We start from the raw sequence: 13383 nt of genomic DNA on the forward strand, positions 1-13383 counted from the left end.
AAATCGGATCAAGGTAAAATTATGCAGCGAATTTAAACTGTTACAGCAACGTCTGTGCGCCCTGTAGGGCCTATGAGGTTCTAATGGACAGAAAGAATCGCAGTTTCGTTTCATTTTCGTTTTGCTTTCGTATGAAATGAATTATATTCGCTTTGGTGGTTGGAGAAGGTCTTCAGGGTTCGCCATGGTGCAGAATAAAATATTTGACATTTTCGTAATCGGTGGCGGCATCAATGGATGCGGCATTGCAAGAGATGCGGTGGGACGTGGTTTCTCCGTAGGTCTTGCCGAGATGAACGATTTGGCAAGCGGCACCTCGTCGCGGGCCACCAAACTCATTCATGGCGGTTTGCGCTATTTGGAGCATTACGAATTCCGTCTAGTGCGTGAGGCGCTGATGGAGCGGGAAGTGCTGTGGGCCAACGCGCCGCATCTCATCCATCCGATGCGATTTGTGCTGCCTTTTCATAAGGGTGGTGTGCGTCCGGCCTGGCTTTTGCGCCTTGGCTTGTTTCTGTACGATCATCTCGGTGGCCGCAAGAAACTGCCTGCGACGCGCACGCTCGATATGCGAACCGACCCTTCTGCTGCGCCCTTGAAGCCGCTTTTCACCAAGGCTTTCGAATATTCCGATTGCTGGGTGGATGATGCTCGTTTCACTGCGCTAACCGCGCGTGACGCAGCAGATCGTGGTGCAATGATCCGCACACGCACCAAAGTCGTATCCGCTCGCCGTGACCATGAAGCTTGGACGGTAACGCTGGAAAACATTGACACGGGTGCGCGTGAAGAGGTTCGTGCCCGGCTTCTCGTCAATGCAGCAGGTCCATGGGCCGACAAGGTTTTGCAAGGTGTTGAGGGTGATCGCCAACTGCATAATGTGCGCCTGGTTCAGGGCAGCCATATTGTGGTGCGCAAAAAATTCTCTGATCCGCGGTCCTATTTCTTCCAGAATAATGACGGACGTATCATCTTCGCCATTCCCTATGAGGACGATTTTACGCTGATCGGTACAACCGATCAGGATTATCAGGGAGATCCGGCCAAGGTCGCGATCAGCGACAAGGAAACCGATTATCTTTGCGCTTGTGCCAGTGAATATTTCAAGGAGTCGGTGCGCCTCGAGGATATTGTATGGACCTATTCCGGCGTGCGTCCGCTTTATGATGACGGTGCGAGCAAGGCGCAGGAAGCAACCCGCGATTACGTGTTGAAAGAAGATGCGTCGCAGGGTGCAGCACCGCTGATCAATGTGTTTGGTGGCAAGCTGACGACCGCACGCAGGCTGGCTGAGCACATGCTTGAGAAGATTGAGCATCACCTGGGCAAAAAAGGTGCTCCTTGGACCCATGCCGCACCTTTGCCGGGTGGTGATTTTCAGGAAGTAGCCTTTGATCGTGAGCTTGAAAAGCTGAAAGCGGCTTATCCGTTCCTTTCTCCTATCCATGCCCGTCGTCTGTTCCGGCTCTATGGGACACGGGCACGCGCTTTGCTCGGTGAGACCAGTTCGCTTGCTGATCTCGGACGGCATTTTGGTGCCGATCTCTATGAGGCAGAAGTGCGCTATCTCATTGAAAATGAATGGGCACATACGGCAGAAGATATTCTGTGGCGCCGTACAAAGCTTGGCCTTCGTTTGAATAGCTCTGAGGTCTCTGCGCTGCAAGCTTTTCTGAAGCCGGTGAAGGCTGCTTAATCCCTCACTTGCAACCCTCGATATAAAAAGTCATTATCCTTCCAGCAGGCGGTTTCCAGCCTTTCTGGGAGGAAAACATGGGTGCACCGCAAGACAGAATTCATGCTGACCGCATCCATTCCGCTATCGATACGGGTGGTGCGGCCCGCTCGGCTCTCGTCGCGTCATGGCGACGTTCTGCGCAGCTGCATGGGCTGGACCCGGCAGAGCTTGGTTCAGTTCAAACGCTCTCTGACGGCGAGTTTCGCAATGTACGCCAGCGTATGGAGCGTGTGGTCAACATAGCGCAAGCGAGCATGGATCGTCTTTATATGGCGGTTGGTGGCGTTGGTTGCTGTGTGCTTCTGGCTGACAGCAACGGCGTGCCGGTCGAGCGACGAGGTGCTGCGGGCGATGACGATACATTCTACGAATGGGGTCTGTGGACCGGTGCCGTGTGGAGTGAAGCTGTCGAAGGCACCAACGGAATTGGGACCTGTATCGCCGAACAACGGGCGCTGACCATCCACCGCGATCAGCATTTTCATACTCGAAACATAGGCCTTTCCTGTACGGTTGCACCGATCCACGATCATCAGGGTCGATTGATGGCTGCACTCGATGTCTCCTCATGCCGCAGCGATCTGACTGAAGCCTTTGTTCAGCTGATTTCCGTGGCGGTTATTGATGCAGCTCGCCGGATAGAGGCTGAAAATTTCCGTCAGGCTTTTCCGCAAGCACGCATCATGCTGGCTCCAAGTGCTGATCGCACTGGTGGCGCGCTGATCGCTGTCGACAAGGATGATCTGGTGGTTGGTGCGACACGAGCTGCAAGGCTTTCACTCGGTCTTACCGATGAAGCGCTTTCGACAGCACTCCCGGCTGCTGACCTGTTGGGTTGGCATGCCGATCCGCGAGAGGACATGGCGGAGTCTGAAAGAAGCGTTATCCTGCGGGCCATTGCGCGTTCAGACGGCAATGTTTCTTCCGCTGCCAAGCTTCTCGGTATCAGCCGCGCCACGCTTCACCGCAAGCTCAATCGGCTGAAAATCATTCGTCCGAACTAGATTTTGCATTCGGTTTTCCAAACTGTCTCATTATTGAGACACATTAATACTGTATAGTCATTGGTGTGGATGACTCCTCCCAAGAGCCGCGCCATCTTGGATCAAGAAACGCCGTAGGAGCGGCGTTGTCTTTGGGAGGAATGTCATGAACAAGGTAGAATTTCATCGCTCCGTAAAGCCGGAGTTTGCCAAGCGCTATGGCAATTTCATTGGCGGCAAATGGGTTGAACCCAAGTCTGGCCGCTATTTCGAAAACACATCCCCGGTCAATGGTCAGGTTCTGTGCGAAGTCGCGCGTTCTGATGCAGCTGATGTTGATGCGGCACTTGATGCGGCACACGCTGCCAAGGATGCATGGGGCAGAACCAGCCCTGCCGAACGCGCTGTGATCCTCAATAAGATTGCAGACCGGATGGAAGCAAATCTGCCGAAACTCGCAGCCGCTGAAACATGGGACAACGGCAAGCCGATCCGCGAAACCACAAATGCCGATCTGCCACTTGCTATTGACCACTTCCGTTATTTTGCCGGTGCAATCCGTGCGCAGGAAGGTGGTATTTCGGAAATCGACCACGATACGGTTGCGTATCATTTCCACGAACCGCTCGGTGTTGTCGGCCAGATCATCCCCTGGAACTTCCCGCTGCTGATGGCAGTATGGAAACTGGCACCAGCCCTTGCTGCCGGTAACTGCGTTGTGCTGAAGCCTGCTGAACAGACACCTGCATCCATTCTTGTACTGATGGAGATCATAGGTGATCTGCTGCCTGCAGGCGTGCTCAACGTGGTCAATGGTTTTGGTCTGGAAGCTGGCAAGCCGCTGGCATCGAGCCCACGCATTGCCAAGATCGCCTTTACCGGTGAAACGACGACTGGTCGTCTCATCATGCAATATGCCAGCCAGAACCTCATCCCGGTAACGCTGGAACTGGGCGGCAAATCGCCAAATATCTTCTTCTCTGACGTCACGGCAGAAGATGACGATTTCTTCGACAAGGCCATTGAAGGCTTTGTCATGTTTGCGCTCAATCAGGGGGAAGTCTGCACCTGTCCAAGCCGCGCGCTGATCCATGAAAAGATCTATGACGAGTTCATGGAACGTGCATTGAAGCGCGTGGAAGCTATTGTACAGGGCGATCCTCTTGATCCGGCAACCATGATCGGTGCGCAGGCATCCAGCGAACAGCTCGAAAAAATCCTGAGCTATATCGATATCGGCAAACAGGAAGGCGCAGAAGTGCTGACCGGCGGTGGGCGCAATGAATTGGCTGGTGATCTGGCGGGAGGCTATTACGTCAAGCCAACTGTCTTCAAGGGCACCAACAAGATGCGGATTTTCCAGGAGGAAATCTTTGGCCCTGTTGTTTCGGTCACGACCTTTAAGGACGATGCCGAAGCGCTCGCGATTGCAAATGACACACTTTATGGTCTTGGCGCAGGTGTATGGACGCGTGACGGCACGCGCGCTTATCGCTTTGGTCGTGCCATTCAGGCAGGCCGCGTCTGGACAAACTGCTACCACGCCTATCCGGCCCATGCGGCGTTCGGTGGCTATAAGCAGTCGGGTATCGGTCGTGAAAACCACCTCAAGATGCTCGACCACTACCAGCAGACCAAAAACATGCTGGTGAGTTACAGCCCGAAGAAGCTCGGCTTCTTCTAAAAAGCAAAGGCGGTTCGTGGCTTTCGCGCCTCGGGCCGCCCCCTCTCCTCGCAGTTTCATCGGTACAGTACGGCCTCACTTGCACTATCGATCTGAGGCTGTCCCCCCCTGTTTCCTCCCAGGAAAGGGGTGGGTCGGCAGGATCTATACTCCTGCCGGCCCGCCCAAAAACAGAAGGAACTTCCAATGGCAAAGACAATGAAAGCGGCTGTTGTCCGCGAGTTCGGCAAACCACTGACAATTGACGAAGTCCCAATTCCGCAGCCGGGCGACGGTCAGATACAGGTGGCCATTCAGGCATCCGGCGTCTGTCACACTGATCTTCATGCCGCCGAAGGCGATTGGCCTGTAAAGCCTAACCCTCCATTTATCCCTGGACATGAAGGCGTTGGCTTTGTTTCTGCAGTGGGTAAAGGGGTCAAACACGTCAAGGAAGGCGACCGCGTCGGCATTCCATGGCTCTACACGGCTTGTGGTCATTGCGTGCATTGCCTTGGCGGCTGGGAAACACTCTGCGAAGAGCAACTGAATACTGGCTATTCCGTCAATGGCGGCTTTGCTGACTATGTGGTCGCCGACCCCAATTTCGTTGGGCATCTGCCGAAGAACATCGAGTTCAATGAGATTGCACCTATCCTCTGTGCCGGTGTGACGGTCTATAAAGGCCTTAAGGTCACGGACACGAAGCCGGGCGATTGGGTGGTGATTTCCGGCATTGGTGGTCTTGGCCATATGGCGGTGCAATATGCCAAAGCGATGGGGCTCAATGTCGCCGCCGTCGATATCGATGACAAGAAGCTCGACCTTGCCCGCAGGCTTGGTGCGACCGTTACAGTCAATGCGAAGACGCATAATGATCCGGCTGCTTATATCAAAAAAGAAACTGATGGCGGTGCACAGGGCGTGCTTGTCACGGCCGTTTCGCCGAAGGCTTTTGAACAGGCAATCGGCATGGCTGCGCGCGGTGGCACGATTGCGCTCAATGGCCTTCCGGCGGGCGAATTTCCACTGTCGATTTTCAATATGGTGTTGAACGGCGTCACCGTGCGCGGCTCCATTGTCGGTACGCGTCTCGATTTGCAGGAATCCATCGATTTTGCCGCCGACGGCAAGGTTAAGGCGACCATCCGCACAGACAAGATCGACAACATCAATGCAATTTTTGATGAAATGCGCGCCGGTCAGATTGAAGGCCGTGTCGTGATGGACCTCACGCAGTAATCGGTTCATAGTTCAAATAGAGCCGCCGTAGTGATGCGGCGGCTTTTTTAGAGCATAATCCGACCGGAGTGAAACGAGGATCGATAAGATTATGCTTTGAATAAAAGCGTTTAGAGCGCCGATCTGATTCAATCAGATCGAAACGCGCTCTATGGGAGGAGGAAACCATGACCCAGCTCGCACAAGAACAGCAGGTTACTGCGACTGATGCAGCGCTTGAGCTCATAAAGGAATTGCAGGCCGAGTATGGGCCGATCATGTTTCATCAGTCCGGTGGTTGCTGCGACGGTTCTTCGCCGATGTGTTACCCGCAGGGCGATTTGCTTTTGTCTGATGCAGATGTGAAGCTTGGCGAGATCGGTGGTGCGCCATTTTACATCAGCGGCTCGCAATACGAAGCCTGGAAGCATACCGAACTCATCATCGATGTCGTGCCGGGGCGAGGCGGTATGTTCTCGCTCGACAATGGCCGTGAAAAGCGCTTTCTCACCCGCTCCAAGATATGTTCTATTTAAAGCATTTGAACCAAAAAGCACGTGAGCTATTTGCGTAGGATAATGCGATAAAACAAATAGTTAAAGCGCGTCGCGCTTTAGGGCTTTGCCTCGATAGGCAAAGCAGCTAGTTAAATTATCGGGAATACCGGGGAGAGAGTACATATCGGCCATGGCCGCATCCAATAAAAGAGCGACAATACATGATGTGGCGCGTCTTGCTGGCGTGTCTATCAAGACAGTATCACGGGTTTATAATGACGAACCCAATGTGCGCGACACGATCCGCGAGCGTGTGAGAGAAGCGGGGGCCGAGTTGCGCTATCGCCCGAATGCGGCAGCGCGCAATCTGGTTGAAAGACGCTCGCATCTCATTGGGCTTTTCTTTGAAAATCCGAGCCACAGCTATGTCACGGAATTGCAGAACGGTGCGCTTGATCGCCTGCGCGGCACCCGCTATCGGCTTTTGATCTTTCCGGTCGAAAATCGCGCCGATATTCGTGGATCCTTGATTGAAACGGCCCATGCTTCCGGGCTTGATGGCATAATCGTCACGCCACCCATGTCTGATGATCCAGAGATCTTGCAGGAATTGATTGCTTCCGCCATGCCATTTTCACGGGTGGCGGGTGATTTTAACGTGCATCCGACGGACAGTGTGGCAATCGATGACGCCGCCGCCACCGTTGACCTGATGGATTATCTTCTCAAGCAAGGCCACACAAGGATTGCCATTGTCATTGGTGATCTGACGCATCGTTCTGCGCAATTGCGTCTTGAGGGCTATCGCCGGATGCTTGACGATGCGGGCATTGAGCATAATCCCGATTATGAGGTTGGGGGCGGGTTCAGTTTCGCCAGCGGATTGACGGCAGGCAGAAAACTGATGGAGCTGCAAAAGCGGCCAACGGCCATTTTCGCTTCCAATGATGATATGGCGGCTGCTGTTTTGCAGATTGCCTATGATTATAAGCTGGACGTGCCCGGCGATCTGACCATTGTCGGCTTCGATGACAGTGCTATCGCCAGCATGGTCTCCCCGCAGATTACGACCGTTCGTCAGCCCATACGCGAGATGACCCGTGATGCCGTGGATATGCTTTTGCAGCAGATCGAGAGTGGCGATGCATCGCCGTCGCGCCATGTCGAATATAAGCTGATTATTCGCCAGTCTTCCGGCAAGGCAGCAGAATAAAAAAGGGGCCGGTAATCCCGGCCCCGTTTCATCTCTTACTATGACGGAAGAACATCTTCCAGTCCCTTGGTCAGTTCCAGCGCCTGCCGTTCGAACATGCGGCGATAGATGCCGCCCGGCTTACGGATAAGCGCATCATGATCGCCTTCTTCCAAAATCTTGCCCTTGTCGAAGACCAGCAACCGATCAAGCGCACGAACCGTCGAAAGCCGGTGTGCAATGACAAGTGTTGTACGACCGATCATCAGCCGCTCCATGGCCTGCTGGATCAGCACTTCCGATTCTGAATCAAGGCTCGACGTTGCCTCATCCAGAATAAGGATTGGTGCATCTGCCAGAAACGCACGGGCAATCGCCACACGCTGACGTTCGCCACCCGAAAGCTTCACACCACGTTCGCCAACGAGCGTCGCATAGCCCTTTGGCAGACGCATGATGAAGTCATGCGCACTGGCAAGCATTGCTGCATGCTCGATCTCGGCCTGAGTTGCGCCGGGGCGAGCATAAGCAATGTTCTCAGCCAGCGTCCGGTGAAACAGGATCGGTTCCTGCTGCACGATAGCAATCTGCGAACGCAGCGACCCTTGCGTGACTTCGGCAATGTTCTGACCGTCAATCTTGATGGCGCCGCCACTGACATCATAAAGACGCTGGATGAGCTTGACGAATGTCGTCTTGCCCGAACCCGAATGACCGACCAGACCAACCCGTTCACCAGCCTCGATCCTGACCGAGAAGTCGCGATAAAGAGCTGTGTCGTGACTGCCGTAATGGAACGTGACGTGATCGAACGTGATCTCACCATTTCCAATCTTGATTGCACCAGCACCCGGCCTGTCGGCAATGCCATAAGGCTCGGCTTCAATCTGAACCAGTTCTTCCATATCGTTAACCGAACGCTGCAGGTTGCGGATATGCATGCCAACGTCGCGCAGATAGCCCTGCAACATGAAGAAAGCAGTCAGAACGAAGGTGATATCACCGGCCGTTGCCTTGCCCTGGCTCCACAGATAGAGCGCAAAGGCAATGACCACGCCACGCATCACCAGCAGGTTTACCCCCTGAATGAAGCCGTTCAGCGTGCCGATCAGCCATGTGCGGCGTGTACGACCGCGCCACTTGGTGACGACCTTTGCGAGACGTCCATCTTCACGACCTTCCGCACCGAATGCCTTAACAACGGCATTGCACGAAATGGCATCGGCCAAAGCGCCGCCCATACGTGTGTCCCAGCTATTGGCGAGCGTTGCTGCGGGCGCAACGAAGCCCAGTGAAATCACGATCGTGCAGACGATGAAAAGCACCGAGCCGATTGCAACCAGCAAGCCCATCATTGGCCAGTACCATGAGAGCAGCGCTACCGAGCCAAGCAGCATCAGGATTGATGGCAGCAAAGCAATGAGCAGCGTGTCATTGAGCAGATCGAGCGCCCACATGCCGCGCGAGACTTTGCGCACGGTTGATCCGGCAAAAGCATTTGCATGCCAGTCGGTCGAAAACCGCTGTAGCTTGCGAAACGAACTGGCTGCCATGTCGCTCATGATCTTCAGCGTGAAGTCGGTGATGACATAGAAGGTCAGCTGACGTGTGATCAGCGCCAGTGCACCCAGTGCAAGCAGGATAATCAGCGCATGAACCGCACCATTCCATGCGCTGTCCTTGCCAAGAGAAAGGGCGTCAACGAGCCGCCCGGAATAAAGCGGTGTGAGAACATCTGCGGCCGTTGCAAGCAGCATGCTGATGATAATCAGCGTCAGCCGCAGAGGCTGACTTCGCCAGTGGCCAAATGTGTAGCCGAGGACATTGCGGAAGGCAGGTCCCCGGAAATCTATACGAAACCGAGTCATGTGAATAATACCAGGCCGCGAAGACGGATTCTGGTTCCTTTAAAATCATTTTCAGCAAAGGTGCGATGCGGTTATGCGCCGGACAATGCGTGAAAACGAAGACAAAACAAACAGCTGAAAATAGCTGCGGCAAATTTGGGAGTTGTTAGGAATGTGCCCTTTTAGGGAGGGCGGTCAGGCCTTAGCCTGCAACACGGGCCAAAGACTTAAAGCTTGGAAGCGCCCGCATTAACACCGGGCACCGACGGAAATGGATAAGCACGCATCTCATACCTCTTGCCAGTGTTTCAGATGGCTGCACAATAAATGAGCAAATCTATTTGCCAAGTGGCAAAATGCAGAAATTTTATTTCAATCTATTGAGTGTGGCAAAAATGCTGCCTTACAGCTTTCGAGGCCACGCGGCGAGCTTGCGCGCAAAATGTGAGATCGTTGCATGCAAGAGCATAGTGAAAGCTGCCAGAACGAAAAGGCTTGCGAACATCAGATCGACCTTGGCGCGCCCATTGGCGAGCAGCATCAGATAGCCAAGCCCTTTGGATGCGCCCACCCATTCGCCGACCACGGCGCCGATGGGTGCATAGACGGCAGCCAAGCTTAAACCCGAGGCAAGTGACGGGAAAGCTGCCGGGATGCGAATGCGAAACAGAATTTGCATCCGTTTCGCACCGAGATTTTCGGCGGCATTGATCAGCGTCTGATCGGTACGCTGCATTCCATCCAGAAAGGTCGAGACGACCGGAAAGAAGATCATCAGAATGGTGACAGCGATTTTGGATGCAGGGCCGTAGCCGAGCCAGAGTGTCAGGATGGGCGCAAGCGCAAATATCGGGATAGCCTGAGAGAACACCATCACTGGCATGACCAGCCGTTGTGCAAGAGGCGACATCATCAGGCCGATGGCTGTCAGCACGCCAATGGCAGAGCCGAAAAAAAGCCCGCCCAGCACTTCGCCAAATGTCACGACGGCATTGTCGGCAATCAGCTGCGCATTGGTAATGAGCGATTGCACGACGTCGAGCGGGCCGGGCAGGATGAAGCGCGGCATTTGCCAGATGCTCACCACAGCCTGCCACAGTGCCAGCACAGCAACCGCCGACAGAAACCCGTCGGCGATGCGTTTTTTGCGCGAGCGAGGAGCGATGCTCGTCATGCTTCTTTGAGACCCATGCTCCAGAAGTTCGCTTCGAGCCTGCTGGCCGTTGCAAAAATCTGGCAGAGCTTTGGCCAGCGTGGGCTGCTCTCGAAATCCGTACCAATGCGATCTTTCGCGGCCTGATCAAAGAGCTTGCCAACCGTGTGGCACATCTCCTGATAATCAGCGCCCGCATAGGTGTCGATCCACTCCTGATAAGGCGTACCGGCTTTTGCCGTGGCTGCGAGATTAACCCCGATTTCGCCATAGCCATGTGCGCAGGGAACCAGTGCGGTCAGCAGATCGAGAAAATCGCCAGCCTGCCCGCAATCGAGTACATAACGCGTATAGGCGAGGTTCTCCGGCTCTTCTTTTGTGTTGTAAAGCTCGTCTTCACTGATGCCTTCGCGGGCGCAGATGCCGATATGCAGTGGCAATTCCGTAACCGCAAGCCCATGCATGATTTCGGCGCAAAGCCGTGTTTCCTGAAGACTGCCTGCCTTCACGACACCGAGCGCAAAGGCGCGGGCATAGTGATGCAGATAGACATAATCCTGTTTGAGATAATGCAGGAACGCCGATTTCGGCAATGTGCCATCGCCTAATCCGCGCACGAATTCATGATCAATATAGGGCGTCCAGTCATCAAGTGTTGCAGCACGCAGGCGGGTGAACAGTTCGGATGAATAAAGCGTGGCACTCATGGTTTGTCACCTTCTGCATTCACATCAATGGCTAATTTTTCGACAGGCAGGATCGAAGGCACAAGACCATTTTCCTTGAGATAGGCCTCGTAGCGGCTCCAGCGTCCATAATCGAGGCTTGCAGGCGAGCGCGAGAAACGCGCAACCGTGTCTTTCCACGCGCGCTGGTTCAGCTCGTCTTTGAGTTCAGAACTGTAAGACGCAAACAGGTCGTAGCTTTGCTCTGGATGATTGACGATATATTGCGCGGCCTTTTCGGTGGCTGCGAGGAAGCGCGAAATCCGCTCTTTTTCGCTCGCATCAAGCTTGTTGGAATTGGCGACATAAACCAGCTCGTCATAGACCGGCACGCCTTCTTCCTCGACGAAGAAGCATTTGCCCGCGACCCCTTCAACCGCCATCTGGTTGAGTTCAACATTGCGATAGGCACCCATCACGGCATCAACCTGCTTCGACATCAGCGATGGCGCGAGCGAGAAATTCACATTGATGAGTTCAACATCGGACAACTGAATATCGTGCTTTTTGAGAATGGTGCCAAGCACCGTTTCTTCAACACCAGCGACCGAGAAGCCGATCTTCTTGCCTTTGAGGTCGGGAATTGAATTGACCGAACCATCGTCACGCACCATCAGGCAATTGAGTGGAGAATCGACCAGAGTGCCGACGCGGATCAGGGGAATATCGGCATGAACATCGAGATGCACCTGCTGCTGATAGGAGATTGCCAGATCAGCCTGTCCAGCCGCAACCATTTTGGGTGGTACGGATGCATCCGCAGGGGCGATGATTTCCACATCAAGACCCGCATCCTTGAAGTAACCGAGTTTGTCGGCCACGATGATCGGCCCATGATCCGGGTTCACATACCAGTCGAGTATGAGTTTGAATTTATCGTTCGCGTGAGCTGCCTGAGCTGACATCAGGGCAAACGAAGCCGTGGCGCTGAAAAGCGCAGCAAGAGCTAGTTTTTTCATAATTCCTCCGGTTAAACCGTTTGGGTCTGTTTTACGTAAGGTCGAGTAACTTCGATCCATTGCCGTACTCGGGCTTCGGGATCGGGGTTGAGAGTGATGTCAGTGACGACTGAAATTATGTCAGCTCCGGCTTTAAAGACGCCCGGCGCGCGCTCCACATTCATACCGCCAATGCCAACAAGCGGAATATCGCCAAGTTTGGCTTTCCATTGACTGACGCGGTCCAGTCCTTGTTCATGCCATTTCATCTTTTTGAGAATGGTGGGATAGACCGGACCGAGCGCGATATAGGCTGGCTTTAGCGCTAATGCGCGATCAAGCTCCGCCTCATCATGGCTGGATACACCGAGCTTCAAGCCGCCCGCACGGATAGCATCGAGATCGGCGTCATCAAGGTCTTCCTGACCGAGATGTATGAAGTCGCAGCCTTCCTCAATAGCCAGTTTCCAGTAGTCATTGACGATGAGCTGGCAATCATATTGCGCGCAAATTTCGCGTGCTGCGCGGATTTCTGCGCGCAGTTGCGTGTCGTTCTTATCCTTGATGCGCAGCTGCACGAGTTTGATGCCAAGCGGTACCATGCGCTCACACCAACTGGCGCTGTCAAAGATCGGGTAGAACGGATCGAGGAGCATTACAAAAACGCCTTTCCGATGAGGGGAGTGGAGGGGGCTGCCATGTCGCGGGCCTCAATCGGATCGGCTTCATAGGCGATACGACCAGCTTCAACAGCGAGCGCAAAAGCGCGGGCGATAGCGCAAGGATCGCCCGCTTTGGCAACGGCGGTGTTGATCAGCACGGCATCAAAGCCAAGTTCCATTGCGGTTGCAGCGTGCGATGGCACGCCAATACCGGCATCCACGACCAGTGGAATATCGGGGAAATGCGCGCGCATGGTTTTAAGCGCATAAGGATTGTTGAGGCCGCGACCTGAACCAATCGGTGCGCCCCATGGCATCAACACCTTGCAGCCTGCTTCGAGCAGCTTTTCCGCAACTACAAGATCGTCATTCATATAGGGAAAGACCTCAAAGCCTTCATCGCAGAGAATTCGTGCTGCTTCGACCAGCCCGAAAGGATCGGGCTGCAACGTGTCGTGATCGCCGATGACTTCAAGCTTGATCCAGTTGGTGCCGAAAACGTCACGCGCCATTTTTGCCGTGGTCACAGCTTCGCGTGCGGTATGGCACCCGGCAGTATTGGGCAAAACCGAAACACCCAAATCTTTGATGAGCGTCCAGAAATCCTGACCCGCACGCATGTTGCCGCTCTCGCGCCGAAGCGAAACCGTCACGATTTCAGTCTTTGACGAGCGAACGCTGTCAGCAAGAATAGAGGGGGATGGATATTGTGCCGTTCCCAATAGCAGGCGGCTTTCAAATGTTTTTCCGTAAAATTCCAGCAT

At 54.2% G+C, this 13383-nt stretch carries 12 protein-coding genes; 6 read left to right on the top strand and 6 right to left on the bottom strand.

Annotated features, from left to right (window positions below; translation table 11 throughout):
- Positions 1 to 184: 184 nt before the first annotated feature.
- From glpD to ACSME1_RS08320, 6 genes are all read left to right on the top strand, one after another.
- Positions 185 to 1696, top strand: coding sequence for a glycerol-3-phosphate dehydrogenase (gene glpD / locus ACSME1_RS08295; protein WP_105705463.1), 1512 nt, complete (start codon positions 185 to 187; stop codon positions 1694 to 1696).
- A 77-nt stretch (positions 1697 to 1773) separates the two neighbouring features.
- On the top strand, positions 1774 to 2742 hold the full coding sequence (locus ACSME1_RS08300; RefSeq protein ID WP_024898126.1) for a GAF domain-containing protein: 969 nt from the start codon (positions 1774 to 1776) through the stop codon (positions 2740 to 2742).
- Positions 2743 to 2887: 145 nt separating this feature from the next.
- Positions 2888 to 4405 carry an aldehyde dehydrogenase gene (gene adh / locus ACSME1_RS08305; RefSeq protein WP_024898125.1) on the top strand — a complete coding sequence of 506 codons (1518 nt, stop codon included), beginning with the start codon at positions 2888 to 2890 and terminating at the stop codon, positions 4403 to 4405.
- Between the two features lie 186 nt (positions 4406 to 4591).
- Positions 4592 to 5626, top strand: a complete 1035-nt coding sequence (gene adhP / locus ACSME1_RS08310; protein ID WP_024898124.1) for an alcohol dehydrogenase AdhP — start codon at positions 4592 to 4594, stop codon at positions 5624 to 5626.
- Between the two features lie 167 nt (positions 5627 to 5793).
- Positions 5794 to 6141: a DUF779 domain-containing protein gene (locus tag ACSME1_RS08315; RefSeq protein WP_024898123.1), complete on the top strand. Its 348-nt coding sequence runs from the start codon at positions 5794 to 5796 to the stop codon at positions 6139 to 6141.
- A gap of 151 nt (positions 6142 to 6292) precedes the next feature.
- The gene (locus tag ACSME1_RS08320) at positions 6293 to 7315 is read left to right on the top strand and encodes a LacI family DNA-binding transcriptional regulator (RefSeq protein ID WP_024898122.1); all 1023 of its coding nucleotides are present in this window, start codon (positions 6293 to 6295) and stop codon (positions 7313 to 7315) included.
- 38 nt (positions 7316 to 7353) lie between these two features.
- On the opposite strand, the gene ACSME1_RS08325 is transcribed toward ACSME1_RS08320, so the two are convergent.
- The 6 genes from ACSME1_RS08325 to ACSME1_RS08350 all read right to left on the bottom strand — a co-directional run bounded on the left by ACSME1_RS08325 (position 7354) and on the right by ACSME1_RS08350 (position 13383).
- Positions 7354 to 9162 carry an ABC transporter ATP-binding protein gene (locus ACSME1_RS08325; RefSeq protein ID WP_105705461.1) on the bottom strand — a complete coding sequence of 603 codons (1809 nt, stop codon included), beginning with the start codon at positions 9160 to 9162 and terminating at the stop codon, positions 7354 to 7356.
- Between the two features lie 382 nt (positions 9163 to 9544).
- Entirely contained in the window at positions 9545 to 10315 is a 771-nt protein-coding gene (locus tag ACSME1_RS08330; protein ID WP_105705460.1) for an ABC transporter permease, read from the bottom strand.
- Positions 10312 to 11001 carry a thiaminase II gene (tenA, locus tag ACSME1_RS08335; protein ID WP_105705459.1) on the bottom strand — a complete coding sequence of 230 codons (690 nt, stop codon included), beginning with the start codon at positions 10999 to 11001 and terminating at the stop codon, positions 10312 to 10314. Before tenA ends, ACSME1_RS08330 begins: the two co-directional genes overlap by 4 nt.
- Entirely contained in the window at positions 10998 to 11978 is a 981-nt protein-coding gene (locus ACSME1_RS08340) for an ABC transporter substrate-binding protein (RefSeq protein ID WP_105705457.1), read from the bottom strand. The genes tenA and ACSME1_RS08340 overlap by 4 nt, the downstream gene beginning before the upstream one ends.
- Positions 11979 to 11989: 11 nt before the next feature.
- Positions 11990 to 12613 (bottom strand): thiamine phosphate synthase, encoded by a 624-nt coding sequence (locus tag ACSME1_RS08345; RefSeq protein ID WP_435654909.1) that lies wholly within the window; start codon positions 12611 to 12613, stop codon positions 11990 to 11992.
- Positions 12613 to 13383, bottom strand: a complete 771-nt coding sequence (locus tag ACSME1_RS08350; protein ID WP_024898116.1) for a thiazole synthase — start codon at positions 13381 to 13383, stop codon at positions 12613 to 12615. The genes ACSME1_RS08345 and ACSME1_RS08350 overlap by 1 nt, the downstream gene beginning before the upstream one ends.

Source organism: Brucella pituitosa, from assembly GCF_965577835.1.
In the GTDB taxonomy this organism is placed as follows: Bacteria; Pseudomonadota; Alphaproteobacteria; order Rhizobiales; family Rhizobiaceae; genus Brucella; species Brucella pituitosa.

What these genes read in the sequence shown, in the direction of transcription:
- glpD (WP_105705463.1), top strand. Translation starts at nt 185, where the DNA reads ATGGTGCAGAATAAAATATTTGACATTTTCGTAATCGGTGGCGGCATC.
- ACSME1_RS08300 (WP_024898126.1), top strand. Translation starts at nt 1,774, where the DNA reads ATGGGTGCACCGCAAGACAGAATTCATGCTGACCGCATCCATTCCGCT.
- adh (WP_024898125.1), top strand. Translation starts at nt 2,888, where the DNA reads ATGAACAAGGTAGAATTTCATCGCTCCGTAAAGCCGGAGTTTGCCAAG.
- adhP (WP_024898124.1), top strand. Translation starts at nt 4,592, where the DNA reads ATGGCAAAGACAATGAAAGCGGCTGTTGTCCGCGAGTTCGGCAAACCA.
- ACSME1_RS08315 (WP_024898123.1), top strand. Translation starts at nt 5,794, where the DNA reads ATGACCCAGCTCGCACAAGAACAGCAGGTTACTGCGACTGATGCAGCG.
- ACSME1_RS08320 (WP_024898122.1), top strand. Translation starts at nt 6,293, where the DNA reads ATGGCCGCATCCAATAAAAGAGCGACAATACATGATGTGGCGCGTCTT.
- ACSME1_RS08325 (WP_105705461.1), bottom strand. Translation starts at nt 9,162, where the DNA reads ATGACTCGGTTTCGTATAGATTTCCGGGGACCTGCCTTCCGCAATGTC.
- ACSME1_RS08330 (WP_105705460.1), bottom strand. Translation starts at nt 10,315, where the DNA reads ATGACGAGCATCGCTCCTCGCTCGCGCAAAAAACGCATCGCCGACGGG.
- tenA (WP_105705459.1), bottom strand. Translation starts at nt 11,001, where the DNA reads ATGAGTGCCACGCTTTATTCATCCGAACTGTTCACCCGCCTGCGTGCT.
- ACSME1_RS08340 (WP_105705457.1), bottom strand. Translation starts at nt 11,978, where the DNA reads ATGAAAAAACTAGCTCTTGCTGCGCTTTTCAGCGCCACGGCTTCGTTT.
- ACSME1_RS08345 (WP_435654909.1), bottom strand. Translation starts at nt 12,613, where the DNA reads ATGCTCCTCGATCCGTTCTACCCGATCTTTGACAGCGCCAGTTGGTGT.
- ACSME1_RS08350 (WP_024898116.1), bottom strand. Translation starts at nt 13,383, where the DNA reads ATGCTGGAATTTTACGGAAAAACATTTGAAAGCCGCCTGCTATTGGGA.